Consider the following 21,469-nt stretch of genomic DNA (forward strand, 5'->3'; position numbering starts at 1 on the left):
CGACGCCGTTCATTTGATGGCGAGCGCGTTTGCGGGTGATCCGACTCCACCGGCGATGTGCAGCGGAGCGCTGGCCACCATGCACTCGTAAACGTCATCTCGGCTGCAGTCTGCTGCCAGGGCACGGAGATCCCACAGCTCTCCGAGTGCCATCCCGAGCTGGCCGATCAGGATGCGGTGCAGGAAGCCGAAAGGCTGCGCCGAGCGACCCAGGTCCGCCGGCCACACCTCCACCGCAAAGTTGTCCGCAGCGATCGCGCCGATCCGGTTGTCCCAGAGGTAGGCGGCCATCTCCTCGGTGTGGTCGATCCCGGGAGAAGTGAGATGGTGCGGCAGAATCTCACGCGCCACCCGGTCCTGCTCGGCATACCAGGAGAGAAAGCCCGTATGCAACAGCAGAATACAGCCCTGCGAGTACTCGATGCCGGCTGCCTGGCGTGCTGCCTCCAGATCGTCGACCCCAAATGTCACCGCACCTGCGCCAACTGCACCGCCTCGCCACCGGCCTGCACAGAACCGTGCGACGTCGATGACAACGCCGCGGCCCACGATGCCCCGCGCGGCCCACGTCGCGATGCTGTTGCGCCGACCATCAAGGACTTCACGGAGCGTAGCCCCGTTGTAAAAGTGTTCGCCCGCATAGGCGACGTGGCCCAGCGCGTCCCACTGACTGGACACCTGTGGATAAAAGGAGTCGATGGCGTCGTCGACATCAGCAAACCCGCCCATATCACCCTGAATAGTGCGCCGCGACAATGGTTCTCTCGCTGTGTCCAACGGGGGTTCAAAAAAATCGAGCGGTGCGTTCAACGCAAAGACCCGACCGGCACGAACCGCCTGCGTGGACGCCTTCACAGCCGCGGCGTCAATCAGGTTCAGCGTGCCCAACTCGTCGGCCGCACCGAAGACCCCCCAAGCACTCCGGCCTCCGTCCGCAGCCGTAGGCAACTGGTGGTAGAGCGGCAGGTCGGCAGTCACCTGTGGTCCATACCGTCGAGCCCGGGCCAGTGATCGTCGGTCACGATCCCCGCATGACGGGCCTTGATCTGCAGCGCCAGATAACGTGAGTAGTGCCGGGACAGCGCAAGGTTGCCACCATGGATCCATAAGCCCAGCGCCGCGGTCGGTTTCCACATATTCCGTAGCTCTCCTTCCCACGGGCCCGGATCACCGTAGCGCCCGGATCCGATACCCCAGATCGGCCCCACCAGATCGGCGATCTCGTTGCCGAAAATCGACCGAACGCTGTCGTTCATGTTGCCAAACCCTGTTGCATACACAATGACTTCAGCGGGTATCTGCTCGCCGCTGTCGAGAACTACTCCGTCGCTGGTCAACTCACGAACGGCATGGCCGGACCGCAGCTCGATAGCTCCATCGATGATCAGCTGCGAAGCTCCCACGTCGATGTAGTACCCTCCACCTCGACTGAGGTACTTCATCCACAGGCCAGAGTCATCATCTCCGAAGTCCACCTTGAACCCGGCCTTGTCAAGTGCGCGGTAGAAGTCGTCGTCTCGCGCGCGAATCTCGTCCCACCTGGGCCGCTGGAAGCCGGGCATCAGCTTGGCCGGGATCGCGGCAACCGTCAGGTCCGCTTTGTCCGTGGTGATGCCCTTCCCCAGTGCCTCCTCGGAATACAGCGGGGCCTGACTCAGCTCCCGCATCGTGTCGACCTTGACAACCAGGGTCGAGCTGCGCTGGATCATGGTGACCATGGCACCCGCCTCCCATAGCGCGGCACAGATGTCGTGCGCGGAGTTGTTCGAACCGATCACCACGACCCGCTTGTCCCGGTACTGCGCCGGCCCGGGATGGCGACTGGAATGATGCTGATCGCCGACGAAGACATCCTGACCGGGGATCGAGGGCGTCATAGGTTCGCCAGTCACTCCGGTGGCAAGGATGATGTGTACCGGCCTGAGCACTCGCTCGACACCATTCCTGTTCACCGTCACCGTCCACCCCTGCCGCTCCTGGTCCCACTCCGCGCCGGCGCACACGGTCGAAGTCCAGACGTCGATGTCCATCAACTCGGCGTAAGACGAAAGCCAGTCGGCCATCTTGTCTTTGGGCGTATATACCGGCCACGTCTTCGGGAAGTCCAGATACGGTAGGTGGTCGTACCAGACCACATCGTGGAGACACAGGGTCGGATATCGCCGACGCCAGCTGTCGCCGGGCTTGTCCAACTGCTCGATCACCAACGCGGGCACGCCGAGATGCTTCAGCCGTGCCGCGACTGCGAGGCCGCCTTGCCCCGCACCCACGATCAACGCGTAGGGCTGGACCTCCGCGCCCATAGCCTCACGTTCGGCCACCCGCCGTTGGAGCCAGGTCTGCTTGTTCCGTCTCGCGACGTGATCGGCCCCGAGGTGCCGCCGAGGTCCTGACATCTCCTCGTGAGCCGTCAGCTCCTGAAGCGCGGTCAGCATCGTGAGCGCCTTACCGCCTTGGATCCGCACGTGAGCCCGCCCATGACCGGCCTGGGTTTCGAAGTCGAGCCAACAACTCGCCACGCCACCGATGCAATCGGCAGCGGGCCAGTCCACACTACGCCGAAATGACAGCACCCATTCGGCCTCAAGGGCTTCCGCCGCCAACAACCGGATCGATTGAGGTCCCTCCGCGGTCTGGATGTCCCATGCCATCGCGAGAAGGTCACGCCAGTAACAGTCGTCGTGGAACAGCGCAACGAGATCGTCCACGTCTCGGCGGTGCAGTGCGGCGTTGAACGCAGCAAGCCACCTATCCACCTGGTCGGACGCATCGGGTACGGGGACAGGGTGGGTCATACTCGCCGCCTATTGTGTTGACCACTTCCGTGGGCCGACCGGCCTTGCGCCGGTGGTGTCACAGACTCCGCCCGGAGCATGTGATCAAGAACGTTCTTGAAGGCACGCGGGGCATGGTTGTCACCTTCATCGACGAGAAGCGCACCGAAGTACGCGATGGAGCCGACGGAGAAGACAGAGCCTCCGGCAGGAGTATCGAAATACGCTTTGGTCGTTCCAGTAGTCAGATTTCGCAATTCTGCTCCTCGGTCGGACTCCAAGGTCAGCTGCCACTCCCAGTAAATCTAGGGCATGTGTACAAGAATGTCTACGGAAAGGACGCATTGAGTTTCTGCACTTCTCACGAAACATGCTGCGCGCTTTATCTACTCATTACGTTGAGTGTGTCTCGGCAGAGGTGTGAACACATAGATTGTGTTGGTGGTTCGTCGAAGTGGGTCGGGTGGGGGCCAGGTGCTTGTTCTGCAACCATCCAGGCGCCCTGGCTCGGCCCGCGTCAACGCCGGGTTCACCAGCCGCGTTCGGCGAGGCGGTGCGGTTCCGGGATGTCATCGACATTGATCCCGACCATCGCCTCACCCAGACCGCACGAAAGCTTGGCCAACACATCCGGATCGTCAAAAAGCGTGGTGGCCTTCACAATCGCCGCGGCGCGCTGTTCGGGGTTGCCCGACTTGAAGATCCCCGACCCCACAAACAGACCCTCGGCACCGAGCTGCATCATCATCGCCGCATCCGCGGGTGTCGCGATACCCCCGGCGGTGAACAGGGTGACCGGCAGCTTGCCGTTGCGGGCCACCTCCACCACGAGATCGTAGGGCGCCTGCAACTCCTTGGCTGCCACGTACAACTCGTCCTCGCTCAACGACGTCAACCGGCGGATCTCGCCTCCGATCTTGCGCATATGAGTGGTGGCGTTGGAGATATCGCCCGTGCCGGCCTCGCCCTTGGAACGGATCATCGCCGCACCCTCGGTCAACCGCCGCAACGCCTCACCCAGATTGGTCGCGCCACACACGAACGGCACCGTGAAACGCCACTTGTCAATGTGATTGGCATAGTCCGCCGGAGTCAGTACCTCCGACTCGTCGATGTAATCCACCCCCATCGACTGCAGGATCTGCGCCTCGACAAAATGCCCGATCCGAGCCTTCGCCATCACCGGAATGGTGACCGCATCGATGATCCCGGCAATCATGTCCGGGTCACTCATCCGCGACACCCCACCCTGGGCACGGATATCGGCGGGCACCCGCTCCAGCGCCATCACCGCCACCGCACCAGCGGCCTCGGCCATCCGCGCCTGCTCCGGGGTGACGACGTCCATGATGACGCCGCCCTTGAGCATCTCCGCCATGCCGCGCTTCACCCGAGCGGTACCCGTGTGACCTTGTGGTTCGATCAATGCCCTTTACCCCGCTTCCCTGCTGTAGGTCGTGTAGGTCGTCTTGGACGTGGTGTAGAAGTCACGCGCAGCGGAGCCCTGCTCGCGGGGACCATATGAGGAACCCCCGAGTCCTCCGAATGGAACGTGGAAGTCCACTCCGGCGGTGGGCAGGTTCACCATCACCATTCCGGCCCGCGCATGCTTCTTGAAGTGTGTCGCCGTGGCGAGCGAGTCCGTGACGATTCCTGCTGTCAGTCCGAATTCCGTGTCATTGACAACTGCCAGAGCCTCGTCGTAGTCGGCTACCTTCACCACCGAAGCGACCGGTCCGAACACCTCTTCACGGTTGATGGTGTCTGAGTTGACCGTCTCAGTCAGGAGTGCCGGTTCGAGGTAGAAGCCCGGTGTTGCCCGATCGAGTTGAGCTCCGCCGCTACGTACCGCACCCTCGCTCACTGCGAGGTCGATGTAGCGGGTCACCTGATCCAGTTGCGCCGCGCTCACCACCGGCCCGATCTGCGTAGCCTCGTCGCGCGCATCGCCGACCACCAACTGCGCGCGAGCCCTTTCGAGACGATCGACAAAAACATCGTGGACTTTCTCTAGGACGACAAGTCGCGACGATGCGGTGCAGCGTTGACCGGTCGAACCGAAGGCCCCTTCGACCGCGATGCGCACGGCAAGGTCGACATCGCAGTCACTCGTAACGACGAGGGGATTTTTCCCACCCATCTCGAGTTGCACCCGCGCCTGATGCGCTTGCGCGGCTTCGAGGACCTCCCGGCCCACCCCCGTCGATCCGGTGAACGTGACACCGTCAACCGCAGCAGAACCGACGATCGCCTGCCCCACCTCCCGTCCGGAACCGACGACGAGGTTCAAGACCCCCGCGGGAAGACCTGCGCGTTCGAGAGTTTCCGCGAGCGCCCATGCGCTGCCGGGCACCATCTCCGCCGGTTTGAACACCACTGTGTTACCGAATGCCAGAGCCGGAGCTATCTTCCAGGCTGGAATTGCCATGGGAAAGTTCCACGGTGTGATGACCGCTACGACCCCCAGCGGCTCCGGCACGACGTCAACCTCGACTTGGCTTCGGACCGAATCGACGTGTTGACCGGAGGTTCGCAGTGCTTCGCCGGCAAAGAACTTGAAGATGTGCCCAGCGCGAACCACTTCTGCGACCGCTTCGCGACGGGTTTTGCCCTCTTCGCGTGCGAGCAGATCTCCGAGTTCGGCGCTGCGGGCGCGGAGCTCGTCCCCCACCCGGTCGAGTATCTCGAACCGAGTCAACACACTGGTGTCACGCCATTCCGGTAGTGCCTCAACCGCAGCCTCGACTGCGTTGACCGCCTGCGTTGCATCAGCTTTGGCGTGAACTCCCACCACATCACGAGTGTCGGACGGATTGATATTGCACAGCTCGGAATCCCCGCTGGCCCAGCGCCCGGCGATCAGATTGCGCCTGATCACTGGAACGCCGGTTGCCCGGTCAACGCTTGGCCGATGATCAGCGTGTGCATCTCAGAGGTGCCCTCGTAGGTCAGGACCGATTCGAGGTTATTCATGTGACGGATGACCGGGTACTCGAGTGAGATTCCGTTGGCGCCGAGTATGGTTCGCGCCGTCCTGCAGATATCCAGAGCTGCCCTCACATTGTTGAGCTTTCCCACACTGATCTGTACGGGATGCAAACGTCCTTCATCTTTCGCACGTCCGATTGCAAGTGCGAGCAATCCTCCCTTGCTGAGCTCGATGCTCATGTCCACCAGCTTCTGCTGAGTCAGCTGAAACCCGGTGATTGGTCGACCGAACTGTGTCCGCTGCCCGGCATAGTCGAGCGCGGCCTCAAAGGAAGCCCGACCCGCACCCAATGCGCCCCAAAGGATTCCATAGCGCGCTTGGTTCAAACACGACAACGGTCCGCGCAGACCGACAGCGTCGGGCAACATCGCGGTCGACGGTAGCCGGACTCCCTCCAGGATGAGTTCACTGGTGACCGACGCGCGCAGCGACATCTTGTGTCGGATGGCATTCGCGGAGAATCCGGCAGTTGTGGTGGGTACGACGAATCCGCGTATCCCATCGTCAGTGCCTGCCCACACGATCGCGAGATCGGCGATGGAACCATTGGTGATCCACATCTTCGACCCGTCGAGCACCCAATCCGATCCGTCCCTGCGGGCGCGCGTCTTCATCGCGGATGGATCGGATCCGACATCTGGTTCGGTGAGTCCGAAGCACCCGATCGCGGTACCCGCCGCCATCGTGGGCAGCCAGTGCTCTTTTTGTTCCTCACTGCCCCAACGATGGATGGCGAACATCGCCAGCGAGCCCTGCACGGAAACAAGCGAACGGATCCCCGAGTCAGAAGCCTCCAACTCCATGCACGCCAGCCCATAGTCGACTGCTGACATTCCGGCGCAGCCGTAGCCGTGCAGGTGCATACCGAACAGGCCGATCTTACCCAGTTCCGAAGCAAGACCGGGCAGATCATCGATTTGTCCGCGCTCGAACCAGTCGCCGATGTAAGGGTCAATCAACTCCTCGCAGACGGCTCGTACTGTCGAGCGCACTGCACGCTCGTCGGCAGTCAGATGGTGATCCATTCCGGCCAGGTCGTAGGGGATCAGTTCGGTGCGATGTTCGCTGAGTGTCACTCTTTGACAACTTTCCCTAGTAATGTCGCTGGGACCATTCCCACATCGGCTCTGGGCTCATCCAGCCACCGGCAGAGCTCCGTAGCGTCTTGACCCAACACCGGCGGCGCTACTGGCGGGCGAATCGCACTGTGTGAGTATTTGATCGGGTGAGCGACCTGATCGATGTGCGCCTCCGGCATCGACCAGAGCGGCTCCAAACCCAGATCGGTGGCGAGCTCGAATGCGGTGCTCAAGGTGCCCACCACGCCTGCCGGCACGCCACTGGCGACAAGCCGGCCGGTCCACTTCGACGCGGTGTCTGCCGCCAGTCTGGATTCCAGCGCCTCTCTAAGACTCTTCCGGTTGGCCACCCGATCGGAGTTGAGGGCGAACCGCGGATCAGTGCTCAGATCAGGCAGGTCGAGAACCTCAGCGAGACGGCGGAACTGGCGATCATTACCGCAAGCCACCGCGAGGAATCCGTCCGAACATTGCAGGGTTTCGTAGGGGGCGATGGAAGGGTGCAGGTTGCCCAGCCGTTCGGGCGAAACACCCGTCGCAAGGAACCCTGACGCTTGGTTGACCATCCCGGCAAGCAGACTCGTCAGCAGCGATACCTCGATGTGTTGACCTCGCTGGTCACGCTCCCTGCTCCGCAGTGCGGCGAGAATCCCGATCACCGCATCCTTGCCGGTTAGAACATCGACCAGCGCGACCCCCACCTTCATCGGTTCCCCCTGAGGGTTCCCGGTGACGTGCATCAAACCGCCCACTGCTTGAACTACGAAGTCGTAACCGGGAAGACGGGCCCCGGCACCGCTGCCAAACCCGGTGATGGAGCAGTACACCACGTCGGCATTGCCCGCGAAGACACTGGCGTAGTCGAGCCCGTACTTCTCCATGACGCCCGCACGGAAATTATGTATCACCACATCCGCACGTCGAGCCAGTTCCTGGGCACGACGCAGATCCGTCTCATCGTCCAGAGCCAATGTCAGGCTGTGTTTGGATCGATTGACCCCGTCGAAGTAGGACGACCCGCCCGGAGTCCACGGTGGGCCCCACCCCCGCGTGTCGTCGCCGCTGTGCGGTCGCTCGACCTTGACGACAGTCGCGCCGAGGTCGGCAAGCATCATTGTTGCCAACGGCCCGGCCAGAACGCGGCTGAAGTCGGCGACCAGGACTCCATCCAGGGGCGGCGCAGCGACTGCGGATTCAGTCACGGTCGAACCCTTGCGGTGCGTACTACGGATTGAGCTGTCTGCGTTGATCTTCGGTACCTCGGTAATCGTCTGGCAGCTGGGGCGGACTGTTCCCGGATGCCCACTCGGCTCAACACCTGGGTCAGCCTTCTCGCATTCCCCTGGCCGGTTCCGGTCAATATAGGTAGCGTGTCCTAGATTCTCCGAGATTGCAACCCCGGATCGGTCAGGTTCCGCAAGCCTGCCGACACCAAGCGGCGGCAGCATTCGATAGGCCGAGCAGTGCCGCGAAACCTTGACGAAACCAGGGCATCTGTCCTATTTTCATTTCAACCGCGCGTCTGCGATGAGCAGAGCCCTCAGGAAGGGAACGCAATGGCACCGGATTCCAACACGCCCGGCACGGCTGTGGATTCGACCCTGGCGAAAGCTAATGGCAGCGGGTTTCGCCGAGTCACCGACGATCACTGGCGGGCAAGGGCCGACAAGGTGATCCCGGGGGCATGTAAGGCCACATCCAGGCCTCGAGGTTTCCCAACGGATACCCTCAGTTTTCCTGCGCTTCGATGGCGAGACTATGCAGCACGCCTTCCGGTGGAGCGTAGAACTCCTCCGGCGAGGCGTGCTCGTGCACCCATGGCACAACTGGTTCCTCTCGGCCGCCCACACCGAAGCGGACATCGACCTCGCCCTCCAAGCAACCGAGCGAGCATTCGCCCTCGTACAAGCTCAGTCCTATTTCTTCGACCGCAGACAGTCACCACAACGTTAGGAAGACATGACCGACAAGACAGAATTACATCAGCAGGTGGCACGCCCCGTCGTCCAACTCTGTATCGACGTCACATCGACTGAACAGGCAATGGACATTGCAGCCATGGGGCTTCGTGCCGGCGTGGATTGGCTGGAATGGGGTACGCCACTGGTCTCGTTCGCAGGGATCAACAACTTCGATGCGCTGAACCGACAATTCGGCTCATCAGTGACCTTCCTGGATGCGAAGATCATGGACGCGTCGGTCCGGTACATGGAATCCGCTGCGCGCCTGGGGATCAATCTCGTGTGCATCTGCGCGAGCGCCTCTGATGCCACCTTCCGTGCCGCCATTGCTTCGGGTCGTGACAGCGGTGTCAAGGTGGTCGCAGATCTCTACGCGGTTGCGAACCCAGTTGCCCGCGCCCGCGAGCTGGCCGACATCGGCGTGGACTACATCTACCTTCACTACGGCTACGACCAACAGACCGAATCTTTGGCTGCAAACCCAACGATCGACCAGATCCGCGAACTCAAGGACGCGGTCGAACTACCGATAGGTGTGGTCACATTCGACCAGGATTCGGGCAGGCGCGCAGTCGAAGCGGGTGCGGACATTGTCCTGATCAGCCATCCCTACCTGATCGGTGACGATGCCGAGCGATTGCTCACCGAATACGTCCGGCACGTCAAATCCGCGGCACTCGTTGGGAAAACAGAGATTTAACGATCACTGGCCGACGTTGGATCGCCTGGCAGGGCTTCCATGAGGGCCAGGAGCCCAATCTTGAGCCCCTGAAACTGAGCGTGATTCGGCGATGCCAGGCGGTACAGGCCGAAACCATCGGTGAGCGCAGTCAGAATGGGTGCCGCCCAGTCGAGGTCCTTTCGCCGTGAGGCGGTGACCAAGGTGCTTCCGGGGCGATGGGTTGCGGCCAGTGCTTTCTCGACCTCCTCCCGGAGCGCAGGTTTCTGGTCAGCGAAGAGATACGCTTCGAACTGAAGCTTGTCGTACTTCGGGGCTGCTTTGACAGCGTGGTCTATGTAGGCGTCGACGGCTTCTTCACGGGACATGTTCTCACGCTCGATTCGCTCGCTCAGAGCGACCAACGACGCAATCATGTTGTTCATGATCGTTCGGAAGGCCTCGACGAAGAGGTCATCGATCGAAGGAAAGAAGTAACTTGGGGCGGAAGGAGAGACACCGGCCCGCTTGGCCACATTTCGGTGGGTGACCCCAGAAATGCCGCTCTCGTAGATCAGATCGACCGTCGCAGCGAGTATCTCGGCGCGGCGCGCTTCACCCGGCGCGTATCTGCCTTTCGGAGACGACATAGAAGCATTTTAGACTGCCACCGACCGGCTAGAAAGCGGCTCACCTGCGAAAGCAGCTGACGTGTCGGGTCTGGTTGAATCGCCCTGGGTTTCCCGGAGGCTCGGGCTATTGGATTCCGATCAAGGGTTGGTCGGTCCGGTATGCATCGTAGAACGCGGCTTCGAACTCCCGGGATGTCGCCGAGGTAGCTGTGCAGTCTGCTGGTGTTGTGCCAGTACACCCAGCCCAGCGTGGCCAGTTCGACGTCCTCGACGGTCTTCCACGGCCCGCTGCGGGCGTGGCGTCAACGAGGTCCTTGCCGGTGATGAACGAATTGTCGGCATAGAGCGGGCCGCGCGTTATTCCACCCCGTACAAACCTGCCCTCAAGGGCCAGGTGCAGCTGGTACGCCGCCACAACGCCTAGCACCAGCCCAAGGCCGCCGCCGTCGTGGTAGCCGTCAGAATCATCGCCAGCGCGGAAACGAACGGGTAGGCCAGGGCCCACGTTGTCGCTGAAGTACAAGATTCGCATCGACTCATCCCAGTCCAGTCTGGGGTCTGATAGCTGCAGCCGCGCATCGTCGTAGCGCAGAAGATCGTCCCGAAGTTCATCATCGGTAAGTGTGCTAACGCACTCTGCGAAGCCCAACTTGTCGATAAAGGCTTCCACAGAGTCACCTAGAATCGGTTCCTGGGATTGGCCATCGCGGTACAACTCTCGCCCGGCCTCGCGGCTTTCGAGAAACTTCAAACGCGTTCCTCGCGTCTAGCGCGGTCGCGCGCCAGAATTTCTTTGATGTCGTTCTTCATCTCGCGATGCTGTGATCTGCGGCGACGGTTGATGTCTCACGGCGCTGCACCGCCGGTTTGTCTCACTTCATCTCCTACGGGGGGCCGGCCCTAACGTGGAACGTAGGAATTGCGGTGGGAACCCCAGCCCAGCGGTTGGGCGAGGCACATTCGCCACTGCGGCACAGATTTCGCCTCTGTGTGGATCGCGGCGTGCAACCGGGCATGCTTCAGTTAGTTGTCTGTCGTGTTCCCAGCGCCTCAAACCACGATCGACGGCTGCGGCGCGTGTTGCCCCACTATAGATCGAGCGTCAGGGAAGTGGTGTGTGAGCGGGACACGCACGGATAGATCACACCCGCCCTGTCCTTGTCCTCCTCGCTCGCAACGGAGTCCAGGTGCTGGGGTTGGCCGGCGATGACGCCAACTTGGCATGCGCCGCAGATTCCTTCGCGACATGACGAGTGCACGGGCAGCTGGGCGCGTTCGAGCGCATCGAGCAGCGACTGGTGCTCTGAGACGTGCACGTGGGTGTTGCTGCGTCTGCAGGTCACCTCGAAGGCCCGCCGCGGCGGGTACGGCTGTTGCGGTGCCGGGGTGAACCGTTCAATGTGCAGACGCGGCGCTGGAACGAGGGTCGCCAGTTCTTCGGTCATCGACGCCGGCCCGCAGCAGTACACCGCCGCTGTGGTGCCGTCGAGGATCCGCGCAAGGTCAGGTCGCACGCCAGTCTCATCGCGGGCGTAGACGCTGACGTGCTGCGGCCACCGCTGCTTCAGTTCGCGGCTGAATGCCATGGTGGCCCGACTGCGGCCGATATAGACCAACCGCCAGCGCCGATGCGCAGGCAGCGCTTCGATCATCGCCTTGATCGGCGTGATGCCGATCCCACCGGCCACGAACAGATAGTCCTCTGCGGGCTCCAGCATGAAGTGGTTGTCCGGGCCGGAGACGTCCAGGATTTTCCCGGGCACCGCGTTGGCGTGCAGCCAGGCGCTGCCGCCGCGCGAAGGCGCCGCGAGGTGCACGGCGATTCGATATCGGCTGCGGTCGGCCGGATCGCCGCACAGTGAGTAGCAGCGCACCAATCCGTTGGGCAGCTGCAAAGTCAGGTGGGCTCCTGGCGTCCAGACCGGCAACTCCGTCCCGCCTTGCCGCGACAGGTCGATGCCGAGGACCTCGCGGGTCAGCGGATAAGTCGCGGTGACGGTCATCGGCTGCGCCGGCGCAGCCTGTGGTGGCGGCGGGAGCGGCGTGGCAGCCGTAGAGGTCAGCACCCGCACGAGCACCGCGACGGTGGTCAGTCCCAGCAGGATGAAGGCCACCAGTCGATAGCCCCAGGCGCCCACGTCGCTGCCGGACCAGCCAGCATGGAAGGAAACCAGGATCACCGATATGTAGCTGCCGTAGTGCAGCGCTTTCCAGAGTCGCCGCGGCATCTTCGGCCGCAGCAGCGACGATCCGTAGACGGCTGCCAGCAGGTAGAACGCGACGATGCCCAGGGCTACCGGCCAGGGCCGGTAGGCCGCCGCCAACGGCACGAAGATCTCGGTGAGTGAGAAGTGCGTCCAGCCGTCGAGCATGAGCGACAGCATGTGTAGCCCGGCCATGATCAGCGCGGTGCCGCCGAGCCAGCGATGCAGATCCTGCAACCACGCGGGGTTGTCGATGGACCGCAGCACCCGCGTCGCCAGCAGCACACCCCACAGCACGGAGCCGGTCATCGCAGCCCAGGCCACCAGGCCGCTGGCACGGGCGACATACCACCACAGCTGCGGATCGGTCATCGGAAATCTGGCCAGTTCGCCGAGCACTCATGCCGCTGACCGGCGTCGACGACCAGTCCGGCGGCACCGACGCCGGGCAGCCAATCCAGTAGCCGATCGGAGTCGCGCACGAATGCCAGCTTGGCCAAAGTCTCGGCCCTGGCACCGGTTCCGGCGATGACGGTCGAGGTGACCGTCGGGGTGACCGCACTGACGCCGGTGCCGGGGTTGATCACGTGATGAGCCGGACCGTCGGGGCCGGCCCAGACCCGCACGAGCCGACTCGACGTCGCCACGGATCCACGGGCGAGCCGGATCACGCTCAGCAGCTCCCCTGGCGTGAATGGGTCGGCGATGCCGATCGTCCACGCCGTGGCGTCGGGTGCCAGTCCGGCGACCACCAGGTCGCCTCCGACCTCGGCCAACACCCCGTCCGCGCCGCGGTCGAGTGCGAGCTCGGCGATCATGTCGGCCGCGAGGCCCTTGCCCAGCCCACCCGGGTCGAGTGTGGTGCCTAGCGGAAGCCGAATGTCCAGGCCGGCGATGTCGATGCCGGCGACCTCGCCCGGCCACGTCGCGGTGTCGGGCAACGTCGTTCGCCGTGACGCATCGACGCGGCTGGTGTCGTAACCGTTGGCCACCAGCCGCGGCAGCACGGTCGGGTCGAAGTCGCCGTCAGTCAATGCCCACGCATCGATCAGTTCGGTCACCAGTCGCACGGTGCAGGCACGCACCCGCACCGGACGGCCCTGGGACCAGTTCAGCCGCCACACGTCGCTGCTCTCGCGGAAGCGGCTCCATGACTGCTCGAGCTCATCCAGAAGCCCGAAGCAGTCCTCGAGGAGCTCCGGCGGTCCACCGACCAGGGTGATCGCGGCGGTGCCACCCATCGCCGGGCGGACGCTCTCCAGCGTCTTCTCAGCCACCGGAGGCTTTCGACACACCGTGGGGAACAACGGGTTCAGCGGACAACGGCGGCGGCGGCGACGGGGCAGGGACCGCCGCTGGTGCCGGGCGCGTGGGCTGGATGGCTGCGGTGGTCGGAAGGCCGCCCCCGGCTCCTGTGTCGATACTCGGCGTTACTGCCGGCTCGGCCGCGGCCGTACTCAGCGCGTGAACGGTGAAAAGGAGCGCCCCGGCCGACAGCGTGGTGGCGGTGAGTTTGGACCATCGAGCAGGCGACTGCCGCGGCGTGCCGGGGTCAGTCGTCGCGCTCATGCTCGGCCTCTTCGGGTTCCGAGTGCTCGTCATCCCCGTGCTCGTCATCGCTGCGCGGCGACACCACGGACGTCGGCGCAGTCGGTGTCAGGGCAGGCACAACTTCCGGCGAGGCCGTCGGCGCCACCGCCGGCTGCGCTCCGTCGGGGATCAGTACCTCGTTGGCCCGCCCGATGTCGGGCGGGGGCGAGGTGTTCAGAATCCTGGTGTTGACGGCCAGCGCGGCCCCTCCGACAATCAGGACGAACACCACCGAGACAATCACCGCCACTTTCGATCTCATGAGTTCACGCTAGATCCCGGCCGGTCAAGGATGGTCCCGGCGATATCCAAGAAACGTCCAAGATCGCGCGAAGCCTCAGCGAAGACAATGCGCGCGATGCATCGACCCGGGCGGCGGCAGGTCCATAATACGGACGTGCGGGTACTGGTGGTCGAAGACGACGCTGCGGTCGGCGCCGCGCTGTGCGACGGCCTGGGCAGAGCCGGCTTCGAGGCGAGCCGCGTCGGCACCGGCGCCGACGCGGTGGCGAATGTATCGGCGGCTGCACCGGATTTCGTGCTGCTGGACCTTGGGCTGCCCGATATGGACGGCACCGATGTCTGCCGCACGATCCGGGTGCTCTCACAAGTGCCGATCATCGTGGTCAGTGCCCGCAGCGAGGAGATCGATCGCGTCCTGGCGCTGGAGATGGGCGCCGACGACTACGTGGTCAAACCGTTCGGCATGCACGAGCTCGTGGCACGCATCCGCGCGGTATTGCGGCGCACCGCAGTTCGCGACGGTCACCTCGACCAGGACACCACCCGCACGATCGGGCCGCTCAGCATCGACCGCCGCACCCAGCGTGTGCATCTCGGCGAGCGGGAGGTGCATCTGACGCCCAAGGAGTTCGACCTACTGTGCTACCTCGCCGAAGATCCCGGCGCGGTGCACCGCCGGTCGGAGATCCTGCACCGGGTGTGGGGCGCCAACTGGTACGGCACCAGCAAGACCGTCGACGCGCATGTGGCCGCAATCCGTAAGAAGCTCGGCGACCCGCGCTGGATCGAGGCGGTCCGCGGGGTCGGCTTCCGGTTTGGGATTCCGTCGTGAAGTGGCGGCTGATGGCCGCGTTCATGGCTGTGACCTTTCTCGTCCTCTTGGTGCACGACATCCCGCTTGGCGCCTACCTGGAGCGTGTCGAGCGCGAACGCATCGTGACCGCACTGGAACGCGACGCCTTTCTGCTCGCGGGGCGCAGCGAGGACGCCCTCGAAGCAGCGACGTCACCCGATCCGCGCGTGAGGGCCGACGCGCACCGCTACCGCCAAGCCAGCGGAGCGCGGGTGGTCATCGTCAACGCCGCCGGCGATCCAGTCGTCACCTCAGACGACGACCAATCCGCCGCGGGCATCTCTTACCGGTCGCGACCCGAGATCGCTACGGCTCTCTCTGGCGACATCGCGACAGGACAACGTCAGTCGGTCAGTCTGGGCACCGACCTGCTTTATGTCGCCGTGCCCGTGGTGAGCGGCGATCGGGTGATCGGGGCGGTGCGGCTGACCTATCCGACGCAGGTGGTGGCCGATAAAGTGCGCGGGCAACTACGCACACTGTGGCTTGTCGCCGGTATCACGGTGCTACTGGCTGGGGCGGTGGCGTTCGTCCTCGCAGGCACGGTAACGCGGCACCTGCGGCAATTGCGCGCCACCACCGAACTGCTGGCCGAAGGGCGGCTCGAGGTGCGTGCGCCCGAGCCTGGCGGGGCGCCCGAAATCCGTAGCCTGGCAAGGTCTGTCAACAAGATGGCCGCTCGGCTCGAAGACCTGCTGCGCCAGCAACGCGCGTTCGCAGGCGACGCCTCCCACCAGCTGCGCACGCCATTGACGGCGCTGCGCGTGCGCTTGGACAATGCCGCCGACCTTGTCGACGCCGATCCCGAAGCCGCGCGCGATACCATCGCCGAAGCCCAGGACGAGGCACTGCGCTTGCAGCGGATCGTCGACGCGCTGCTGATGCTCAGCCGTGCCGACGATGCCGCAATGCCGTCGCAGGAGATTGACCTCGCCGAGATCGCCCGCGCGCGGGTCGAACAATGGCAGCCGCTCGCGGAAGAATCCGGGGTGCACCTCGGCGTGACAACGCCAGAATCGGCCCCAGCGCTGGCCGTACCCGGGGCCGCCGAGCAGATCATCGACAACCTCATCGACAACGCACTCGCCGTGTCCCCGGGCGGCAGCACCATCGACGTGACCATCACAGCGGCCCCCACCGTCGACGCCGTCGACCTTCACGTGCTGGATGAGGGTCCTGGCATGTCCCCCGAGGACCGTGCCCGTGCTTTCGATCGGTTCTGGCGCGGACGCACCGACACCGCCGGCAGCGGACTGGGCCTGGCCATTGTTGCCCGGCTCGCCCGCGCAAGCGAAGCAGCCGCCGAGTTGAGGCCACGCGCCCACGGCAGCGGGCTAGATGCGCATGTACGGTTCGTGCGCCCGAGGACCTAGCCGAGGGCTATGTGGTCGTACTCCTGACGATGTGACCGGCAGCCACTGCCCGGAGCCGGCACCGATTGCGGGACGCAGATCGGGTAATTCGGCTGAGGGCCGAAGGTGGTACAGACACGGCCCTTCTCGCGACGGGCTCGAAGGAGCTGCACCCGTATGCCTGACGGCAACGACTTCGTGCATCCGAGAAACCACCGCCTACTGCTTGGCCATGTTCGCGAATCGCGACAAATGCAATTGGTGCGCAACGGTTATCGTCTTCGTCGGCCCGTTACGGTGCTTGCCGAGAATCAGGTCGGCTTCCCCGCCACGCGGATCGTCACGGTCGAACGCGTCCGGCCGATGCAAAAGTATGACCATATCCGCATCCTGCTCGAGCGAGTTGTGAAGCGTAATCCCTTGCGCTACAAAGTTACTCGTACCTGGAACCGTTCCGTCGTAGACGTCCTGCTCACCGATGCTGGTGACCTCCACGATCTGGTCCCAGTAGACATCGTTGGTGGCGAGGTCGTGGAGACCACGGTCTTCGAGCACCGCCGCGGCCCGGTGCAGCCTGGCTCGACTCGGGGCGTGCTTCCACATTGTTGAGCCGCAGAACTTGGTGTTCATCGCGGCCGCGAACTGTCGATGTGTCATTCGGCGCTCGGTCAACCTCGTCCGCACCTTCGCCCAGACAGCCTGGGGGACGGTGTCGGCATTGGGGTTGCGCACGAGTTCCCGAAGATTTGACAAAACCTCCTCGGCTGCAATGCTCTTCACACCGTGCACGCCGATGTATCCGAGGAATTTGGACTGACTCTCAGCACCCGCGATTGTCAGATGCCACGAATCCCGATAGCCGGCTTTCTTTGCGCGGTAGACCCTCGACGCGATCCCGAATCGCAGCAGCAGATGCATCACATCGTCCACCAGCTGTCGGCTCGTCGAGGCGTAGTAGACACGTCCAGTACCCAGCTTCGCGTCCCATCGCACCGACCCGTCGGTCGCCCACAGATGACGCAGAAACAGTGCGACCTGGTCATTGGGCAGCGCAAAAACCTCTGCCGGAACGAATTTCTCGTAACTGCGCTTGCCGAACAGCCCCAGCTTGTCCAACCACGCCGCAATCGGGTTGCGCTTGCCGTGCGTCAGCCTGTATGGCGCCGGCAGTCGCAGCGTGGTGACCCGCGCGGCTGGATACTCATCGCGGATCGGCGCCCTGTCGAAGTATGCCGCGGAGATCTCGACCGCCGTCAGGTTGGCCTCGTCCACCGACGCATACCGGATGGGCTGGCGCTTCACGCACGAACCGTCACCGATCATGTGCGCCAACATCACGACCTCGGAGTCGTGCATCCGCTGGGTCTGCACCGGCTCGGGCACCCGCCGCGGGACGGCAACCCGGGCACCAACCGTCAACTCGCCCAACGGCGTCCAGCCATCATACGTCATGAACGGATGGTTGGCCGTCGCCTCCACCTCACGGCCGGACGCCAACCGAACCTTGAACACCTCTTTGTGCCCGCTGTAGAACACGTTCGTCATCGGCCGCGCGACCATCCGCTTGCGCTCATCAACCGACCACACCAGCGGGCGCTCCCCGGTACGCATCAGCTCGCCGAACGTCACCTCGGCGCCGGTGTCTGCCCGCAGGATTCGAGTGTTCGCGGTCAGGCATCCCGACTCACGAAGATCGGACACCATCGGCTTCTTGTCGGTGCGCTGCTCGGGACCACGGTTCAGCTGGCTGATCGCCACCACCGGCACTTCGAGTTCCTTGGCCATCAGCTTGAGGCTGCGGGAGAAGTCCGACACCTCCTGCTGGCGTGACTCGTACTTCTTTCCCGACGACATCAGCTGCATGTAGTCCACGACGATCAACCGGAGGCCGGCCTTCTGCGACAACCGCCGAGCCTTGGCCCGGATCTCCATCATCGTCAGGTTCGGCGAATCGTCGATGAACAACGGGGCTTCGCTGATCTCGCTCATCCGGCGTGCCAACCGAGTCCAGTCGTCGTCACTCATCCGGCCGGAGCGCATGTCGGCGAGCTTGATCTTGGCCTCCGCCGACAGCAGCCTCATGACGATCTCGGACTTGCTCATCTCCAAGCTGAAGATGACGCTGGGCAACTGGTTCTTGATCGAGCACGACCGCATGAAATCCAAGCCCAGCGTGGAGTTGTGCGTCGGCACCATCCCGCGGCCGGCCAGGTACAGGTGCTCGGCGTTGTCGACCTCCACACAACGTACCGGGACGGTGCCGACTCGGTGGATCCGGTCGACTCCCACTGCAGCCCGGCCAGGTGCCAGGAGAACGCCACCGCGCGCTGACGAGTCCCGATGCCGTGCGGCAGCGGTCACGGTGTCGGCGCTGGCACGCAGCATCCCGGTCGTCCGGATGCCGAGGGTGGTGGGCCACTGGTGCTGTTCGTCGGCGACGATCACGGTGCCGTCGGAGAACTCGATCTCGTAGCATGGCCGACCGAGCAACACGTCCGTCGCCGCCACCACGCGCGTCGGCAATCCGTCGGCGTCGAGCAGCCGGTCCCCGACCCCGACGTCGCCCATCGTCGTCCAGCCGTTGGGCGTCGGCAGCGGGGTGTCGAGCGCCAACGCCTTCCCGACACCAGGGCGCGCGGCGATGATGATCATCTGCCCGGCGTGCAGGCCGTTGGTCACTTCGTCGAGCTCGACGAACCCCGTCGGCACGCCACGGGACATGCCGCCCGAGGACGCGATCGCGTCGATCTCGTCCATCGTGGGCTGCAGCAACTCCTCGAGCGCGACGAAGTCCTCGGACGCGCGCCGCTCGGTGACGTCGTAGATCTCGGCCTGGGCACGGTCCACGACGTCGTTGACGTCCGCACCGTCAGCACCCGCGTAGCCGTACTGCACGACGCGGGTGCCGGCCTCCACCAGGCGCCGCAGCAGCGCCTTCTCGGCGACGATCTCCGCGTAGTAGCCCGCGTTGGCCGCTGTCGGCACCGTCGAGATCAGGGTGTGCAGATAGGGGGCGCCACCGACGCGCCGCAGCATGCCGCGGCGGTCCAACTCGGCGGCCACGGTGACGGCATCCGCCGGCTCCCCGCGCCCGTACAGGTCCAGGATCGCGTCGTAGACGATCTGGTTCCCGGGCTTGTAGAAGTCGCCTGGGCGCAGCTTCTCGAGCACGTCGGCGACGGCGTCCTTGCTCAGCAGCATCCCGCCGAGCACGGCCTGCTCAGCGGCGGGATCCTGCGGGGGCTGACGACCGAAATCCTCGTTCGGCGGGGCATCCTGCCTCGAGGAACCTCCTGACCGCCCCAGGTCATCTACGACAGCCACGCAGCGCCTCACCCTCCTGATCGCGATCGAACTCACATTCGATATGCGGCATGCTGCGACTCTAAGTCCGAGCCCCGACAAATCCCCCGTTCGGGACCCCTGCTGTTCCCGCGAGGGCCAACGCTAGACGTTGCTGGGGGGGAATCAAGTCGACCCTGTTAGTGGGCTTGTGGATGGAGTGTGCATAGGTCCGGTCAGGGATGTTGAGTCGCTGTGGACAACTTGTGGATCAACGACATTGTGAGCCACGTTTGCGCAGATGAACGCACCATAGGCGGTGGTGAGAACTGGGGATGGGAAATTGCTCGGCGTGTCGTGTTCGGTTTCGTTTTCGGGCGTGTTGTGTTTCGCGCCGGGGCCGCGCAGGTTAACAGCCGGTTAGGTTCGCTGTAGGTCGTTTCCCGGGGAAAGTTCGCCACGGGTACAGCAACAGCCGGGTGAAGACCATTGCTGGTCCTCACCCGGCTGTTTCAGAGCTGGTGCTGCTAGCCCGCGACTAGCGCGCCACCACGTTCAGCGATACCTCGGCATCCACGCTCGGATGCAGCCGCACCCCGACGGCGTGTGTGCCGACGGTCTTGATGTGAGCCTTGGGCAGGTTCACGGTCCGCTTGTCGAGGTTGGGCCCGCCGGCCTTCTTGATCGCCGTGACGACATCGGCGGCGGTGACGGAGCCGAACAGCTTGCCGGAATCACCGGCTGCCTTCGCAGTCAGCTCGACGGTCCCGAGACCCTCGATCGCCTGCTTGATCTCGTTGGCGTGCTCGAGGCTCTTGACGCCCTTGAGTTCCTGGGCGCGGCGGATATCCGCGGCCTGGCGCTCGGCGCCGCGCGTCGCGACGATGGCGAACCCGCGGGGCAGCAGGTAATTACGGCCGTAGCCGTCCTTCACCTCGACCGCGTCCCCGGCTGCGCCGAGGTTGTCCACCTCGGTGGTCAGAATCAGTTTCATGTCTCTTGTCCTGTCTGGCTTCTCGCGCTTACCGCGTCGACGAGCTGAACGGCAGCAACGCGACCTCGCGGGCGTTCTTCACCGCGATCGCGATATCACGCTGGTGCTGAACGCAATTGCCGGTGACCCGGCGGGCACGGATCTTGCCGCGCTCGCTGATGTAGGTGCGCAGCAGCTGGGTGTCCTTGTAGTCGATGTTCTGCAACTTGCCCTTCTTGGAGCAGAACACGCACTTGCGGGTCTTGACCGGCTTTTCCGGAGCCGGACGCCTCTTTGTGGAGGACTTCGCCATGTCTCTATCTCTTTCTAAAAATCACTGATGAATTCGGGTTGATCAGAAAGGCGGTTCGTCGTCGGCGCCACCGAACGAACCCGACGCGGGCGCACTGCCCCACGGGTCGTCCTTGGGTGCCTCGGCCGCCGGACGGGAACTCGCGGCCGCGCCGCCGCCCCCGCCGAAGCCGCCGCCTCCGCCGCCGCTGCGGCTGGCCTTGTTGACCTTGGCCGTCGCGTACTTCAGCGACGGACCGATCTCGTCGACCTCGAGCTCGACCACCGTGCGCTTCTCGCCCTCGCGGGTTTCGAACGACCGCTGCTTGAGCCGGCCGCTGACGATCACCCGCGAACCGCGCACGAGGCTCTCGGCCACGTTCTCGGCAGCCTCACGCCAGATGTTGCAGCGGAGGAACAGCGCTTCGCCGTCCTTCCACTCATTGGTCTGACGGTCGAACATGCGCGGCGTCGACGCGACCGTGAAGTTCGCGACGGCCGCGCCCGACGGCGTGAACCGCAGTTCAGGGTCAGCGGTCAGGTTTCCGATGACCGTGATGATGGTGTCACCAGCCACGAGGTCCTCCT

The 21,469-nt window shown here is 64.1% G+C and carries 18 protein-coding genes and 1 pseudogene; 3 read left to right on the top strand and 16 right to left on the bottom strand.

All coding sequences use genetic code 11. The annotated features are described in order from the left end of the window. Positions 1-9 precede the first annotated feature (9 nt). From BEMPMBAN_RS11250 to BEMPMBAN_RS11275, 6 genes are all read right to left on the bottom strand, one after another. Positions 10-978, bottom strand: coding sequence for a cyclase family protein (locus BEMPMBAN_RS11250; protein WP_159230472.1), 969 nt, complete (start codon positions 976-978; stop codon positions 10-12). Further along, a complete protein-coding gene (locus BEMPMBAN_RS11255) occupies positions 975-2,795 on the bottom strand; it encodes a flavin-containing monooxygenase (RefSeq protein WP_159230473.1) in 1,821 nt (606 codons plus the stop codon). The genes BEMPMBAN_RS11250 and BEMPMBAN_RS11255 overlap by 4 nt, the downstream gene beginning before the upstream one ends. 508 nt (positions 2,796-3,303) lie before the next feature. Beyond that, on the bottom strand, positions 3,304-4,200 hold the full coding sequence (gene pdxS, locus BEMPMBAN_RS11260; RefSeq protein WP_159230474.1) for a pyridoxal 5'-phosphate synthase lyase subunit PdxS: 897 nt from the start codon (positions 4,198-4,200) through the stop codon (positions 3,304-3,306). A gap of 6 nt (positions 4,201-4,206) precedes the next feature. Then, a complete protein-coding gene (locus BEMPMBAN_RS11265; protein ID WP_200845944.1) occupies positions 4,207-5,652 on the bottom strand; it encodes an aldehyde dehydrogenase family protein in 1,446 nt (481 codons plus the stop codon). Continuing rightward, entirely contained in the window at positions 5,649-6,788 is a 1,140-nt protein-coding gene (locus tag BEMPMBAN_RS11270; protein ID WP_159230475.1) for an acyl-CoA dehydrogenase family protein, read from the bottom strand. Before BEMPMBAN_RS11270 ends, BEMPMBAN_RS11265 begins: the two co-directional genes overlap by 4 nt. A gap of 47 nt (positions 6,789-6,835) precedes the next feature. Continuing rightward, complete coding sequence (locus BEMPMBAN_RS11275) at positions 6,836-8,044, bottom strand: CaiB/BaiF CoA transferase family protein (protein ID WP_234897412.1); 1,209 nt, start codon at positions 8,042-8,044, stop codon at positions 6,836-6,838. Positions 8,045-8,801: 757 nt separating this feature from the next. On the opposite strand from BEMPMBAN_RS11275, the gene BEMPMBAN_RS11280 reads away from it, so the two are divergent. Further along, on the top strand, positions 8,802-9,503 hold the full coding sequence (locus BEMPMBAN_RS11280; RefSeq protein ID WP_159230477.1) for an orotidine 5'-phosphate decarboxylase / HUMPS family protein: 702 nt from the start codon (positions 8,802-8,804) through the stop codon (positions 9,501-9,503). Here BEMPMBAN_RS11280 and BEMPMBAN_RS11285 read toward each other — a convergent pair. From BEMPMBAN_RS11285 to BEMPMBAN_RS11310, 6 genes and pseudogenes are all read right to left on the bottom strand, one after another. Further along, positions 9,500-10,111, bottom strand: a complete 612-nt coding sequence (locus BEMPMBAN_RS11285; protein WP_159230478.1) for a TetR/AcrR family transcriptional regulator — start codon at positions 10,109-10,111, stop codon at positions 9,500-9,502. The genes BEMPMBAN_RS11280 and BEMPMBAN_RS11285 overlap by 4 nt on opposite strands. Positions 10,112-10,217: 106 nt before the next feature. After that, positions 10,218-10,389: pseudogene (locus tag BEMPMBAN_RS11290) on the bottom strand (IS3 family transposase); the annotation flags it as partial. A 792-nt stretch (positions 10,390-11,181) separates the two neighbouring features. Next, on the bottom strand, positions 11,182-12,669 hold the full coding sequence (locus BEMPMBAN_RS11295; protein WP_159230479.1) for a 2Fe-2S iron-sulfur cluster-binding protein: 1,488 nt from the start codon (positions 12,667-12,669) through the stop codon (positions 11,182-11,184). After that, complete coding sequence (locus tag BEMPMBAN_RS11300) at positions 12,666-13,574, bottom strand: FAD:protein FMN transferase (RefSeq protein ID WP_234897413.1); 909 nt, start codon at positions 13,572-13,574, stop codon at positions 12,666-12,668. Before BEMPMBAN_RS11300 ends, BEMPMBAN_RS11295 begins: the two co-directional genes overlap by 4 nt. After that, positions 13,567-13,866 carry a hypothetical protein gene (locus tag BEMPMBAN_RS11305; RefSeq protein ID WP_159230480.1) on the bottom strand — a complete coding sequence of 100 codons (300 nt, stop codon included), beginning with the start codon at positions 13,864-13,866 and terminating at the stop codon, positions 13,567-13,569. Before BEMPMBAN_RS11305 ends, BEMPMBAN_RS11300 begins: the two co-directional genes overlap by 8 nt. Beyond that, entirely contained in the window at positions 13,850-14,149 is a 300-nt protein-coding gene (locus BEMPMBAN_RS11310; protein ID WP_159230481.1) for a hypothetical protein, read from the bottom strand. Before BEMPMBAN_RS11310 ends, BEMPMBAN_RS11305 begins: the two co-directional genes overlap by 17 nt. Positions 14,150-14,284: 135 nt before the next feature. Between BEMPMBAN_RS11310 and BEMPMBAN_RS11315 the strand changes: the two genes are divergently transcribed. Further along, positions 14,285-14,962 carry a response regulator transcription factor gene (locus BEMPMBAN_RS11315; RefSeq protein WP_159230482.1) on the top strand — a complete coding sequence of 226 codons (678 nt, stop codon included), beginning with the start codon at positions 14,285-14,287 and terminating at the stop codon, positions 14,960-14,962. Next, positions 14,959-16,356: a sensor histidine kinase gene (locus tag BEMPMBAN_RS32950; protein WP_272952234.1), complete on the top strand. Its 1,398-nt coding sequence runs from the start codon at positions 14,959-14,961 to the stop codon at positions 16,354-16,356. The genes BEMPMBAN_RS11315 and BEMPMBAN_RS32950 overlap by 4 nt, the downstream gene beginning before the upstream one ends. A gap of 198 nt (positions 16,357-16,554) precedes the next feature. Here the strand turns inward: BEMPMBAN_RS32950 and BEMPMBAN_RS11325 are convergent, their stop codons facing one another. The 4 genes from BEMPMBAN_RS11325 to BEMPMBAN_RS11340 all read right to left on the bottom strand — a co-directional run bounded on the left by BEMPMBAN_RS11325 (position 16,555) and on the right by BEMPMBAN_RS11340 (position 21,458). Further along, complete coding sequence (locus BEMPMBAN_RS11325; protein ID WP_159230483.1) at positions 16,555-19,659, bottom strand: replicative DNA helicase; 3,105 nt, start codon at positions 19,657-19,659, stop codon at positions 16,555-16,557. Between the two features lie 496 nt (positions 19,660-20,155). Further along, entirely contained in the window at positions 20,156-20,611 is a 456-nt protein-coding gene (rplI, locus tag BEMPMBAN_RS11330) for a 50S ribosomal protein L9 (RefSeq protein ID WP_159230484.1), read from the bottom strand. A gap of 28 nt (positions 20,612-20,639) precedes the next feature. Then, positions 20,640-20,903 carry a 30S ribosomal protein S18 gene (gene rpsR, locus BEMPMBAN_RS11335; RefSeq protein WP_159230485.1) on the bottom strand — a complete coding sequence of 88 codons (264 nt, stop codon included), beginning with the start codon at positions 20,901-20,903 and terminating at the stop codon, positions 20,640-20,642. A 42-nt stretch (positions 20,904-20,945) separates the two neighbouring features. Next, entirely contained in the window at positions 20,946-21,458 is a 513-nt protein-coding gene (locus BEMPMBAN_RS11340; protein ID WP_159230486.1) for a single-stranded DNA-binding protein, read from the bottom strand. Positions 21,459-21,469: the final 11 nt, after the last annotated feature.

Source organism: Mycolicibacterium austroafricanum (genome assembly GCF_902705885.1).
Lineage (GTDB): Bacteria > Actinomycetota > Actinomycetes > Mycobacteriales > Mycobacteriaceae > Mycobacterium > Mycobacterium vanbaalenii_A.

Bases quoted from the DNA above. Each gene is read 5' to 3' on its own strand.
- BEMPMBAN_RS11255 (WP_159230473.1), bottom strand. From the start codon at position 2,795: ATGACCCACCCTGTCCCCGTACCCGATGCGTCCGACCAGGTGGATAGG.
- BEMPMBAN_RS11270 (WP_159230475.1), bottom strand. From the start codon at position 6,788: ATGGATCACCATCTGACTGCCGACGAGCGTGCAGTGCGCTCGACAGTA.
- BEMPMBAN_RS11280 (WP_159230477.1), top strand. From the start codon at position 8,802: ATGACCGACAAGACAGAATTACATCAGCAGGTGGCACGCCCCGTCGTC.
- BEMPMBAN_RS11285 (WP_159230478.1), bottom strand. From the start codon at position 10,111: ATGTCGTCTCCGAAAGGCAGATACGCGCCGGGTGAAGCGCGCCGCGCC.
- BEMPMBAN_RS11295 (WP_159230479.1), bottom strand. From the start codon at position 12,669: ATGACCGATCCGCAGCTGTGGTGGTATGTCGCCCGTGCCAGCGGCCTG.
- BEMPMBAN_RS11305 (WP_159230480.1), bottom strand. From the start codon at position 13,866: ATGAGCGCGACGACTGACCCCGGCACGCCGCGGCAGTCGCCTGCTCGA.
- BEMPMBAN_RS11310 (WP_159230481.1), bottom strand. From the start codon at position 14,149: ATGAGATCGAAAGTGGCGGTGATTGTCTCGGTGGTGTTCGTCCTGATT.
- rplI (WP_159230484.1), bottom strand. From the start codon at position 20,611: ATGAAACTGATTCTGACCACCGAGGTGGACAACCTCGGCGCAGCCGGG.
- rpsR (WP_159230485.1), bottom strand. From the start codon at position 20,903: ATGGCGAAGTCCTCCACAAAGAGGCGTCCGGCTCCGGAAAAGCCGGTC.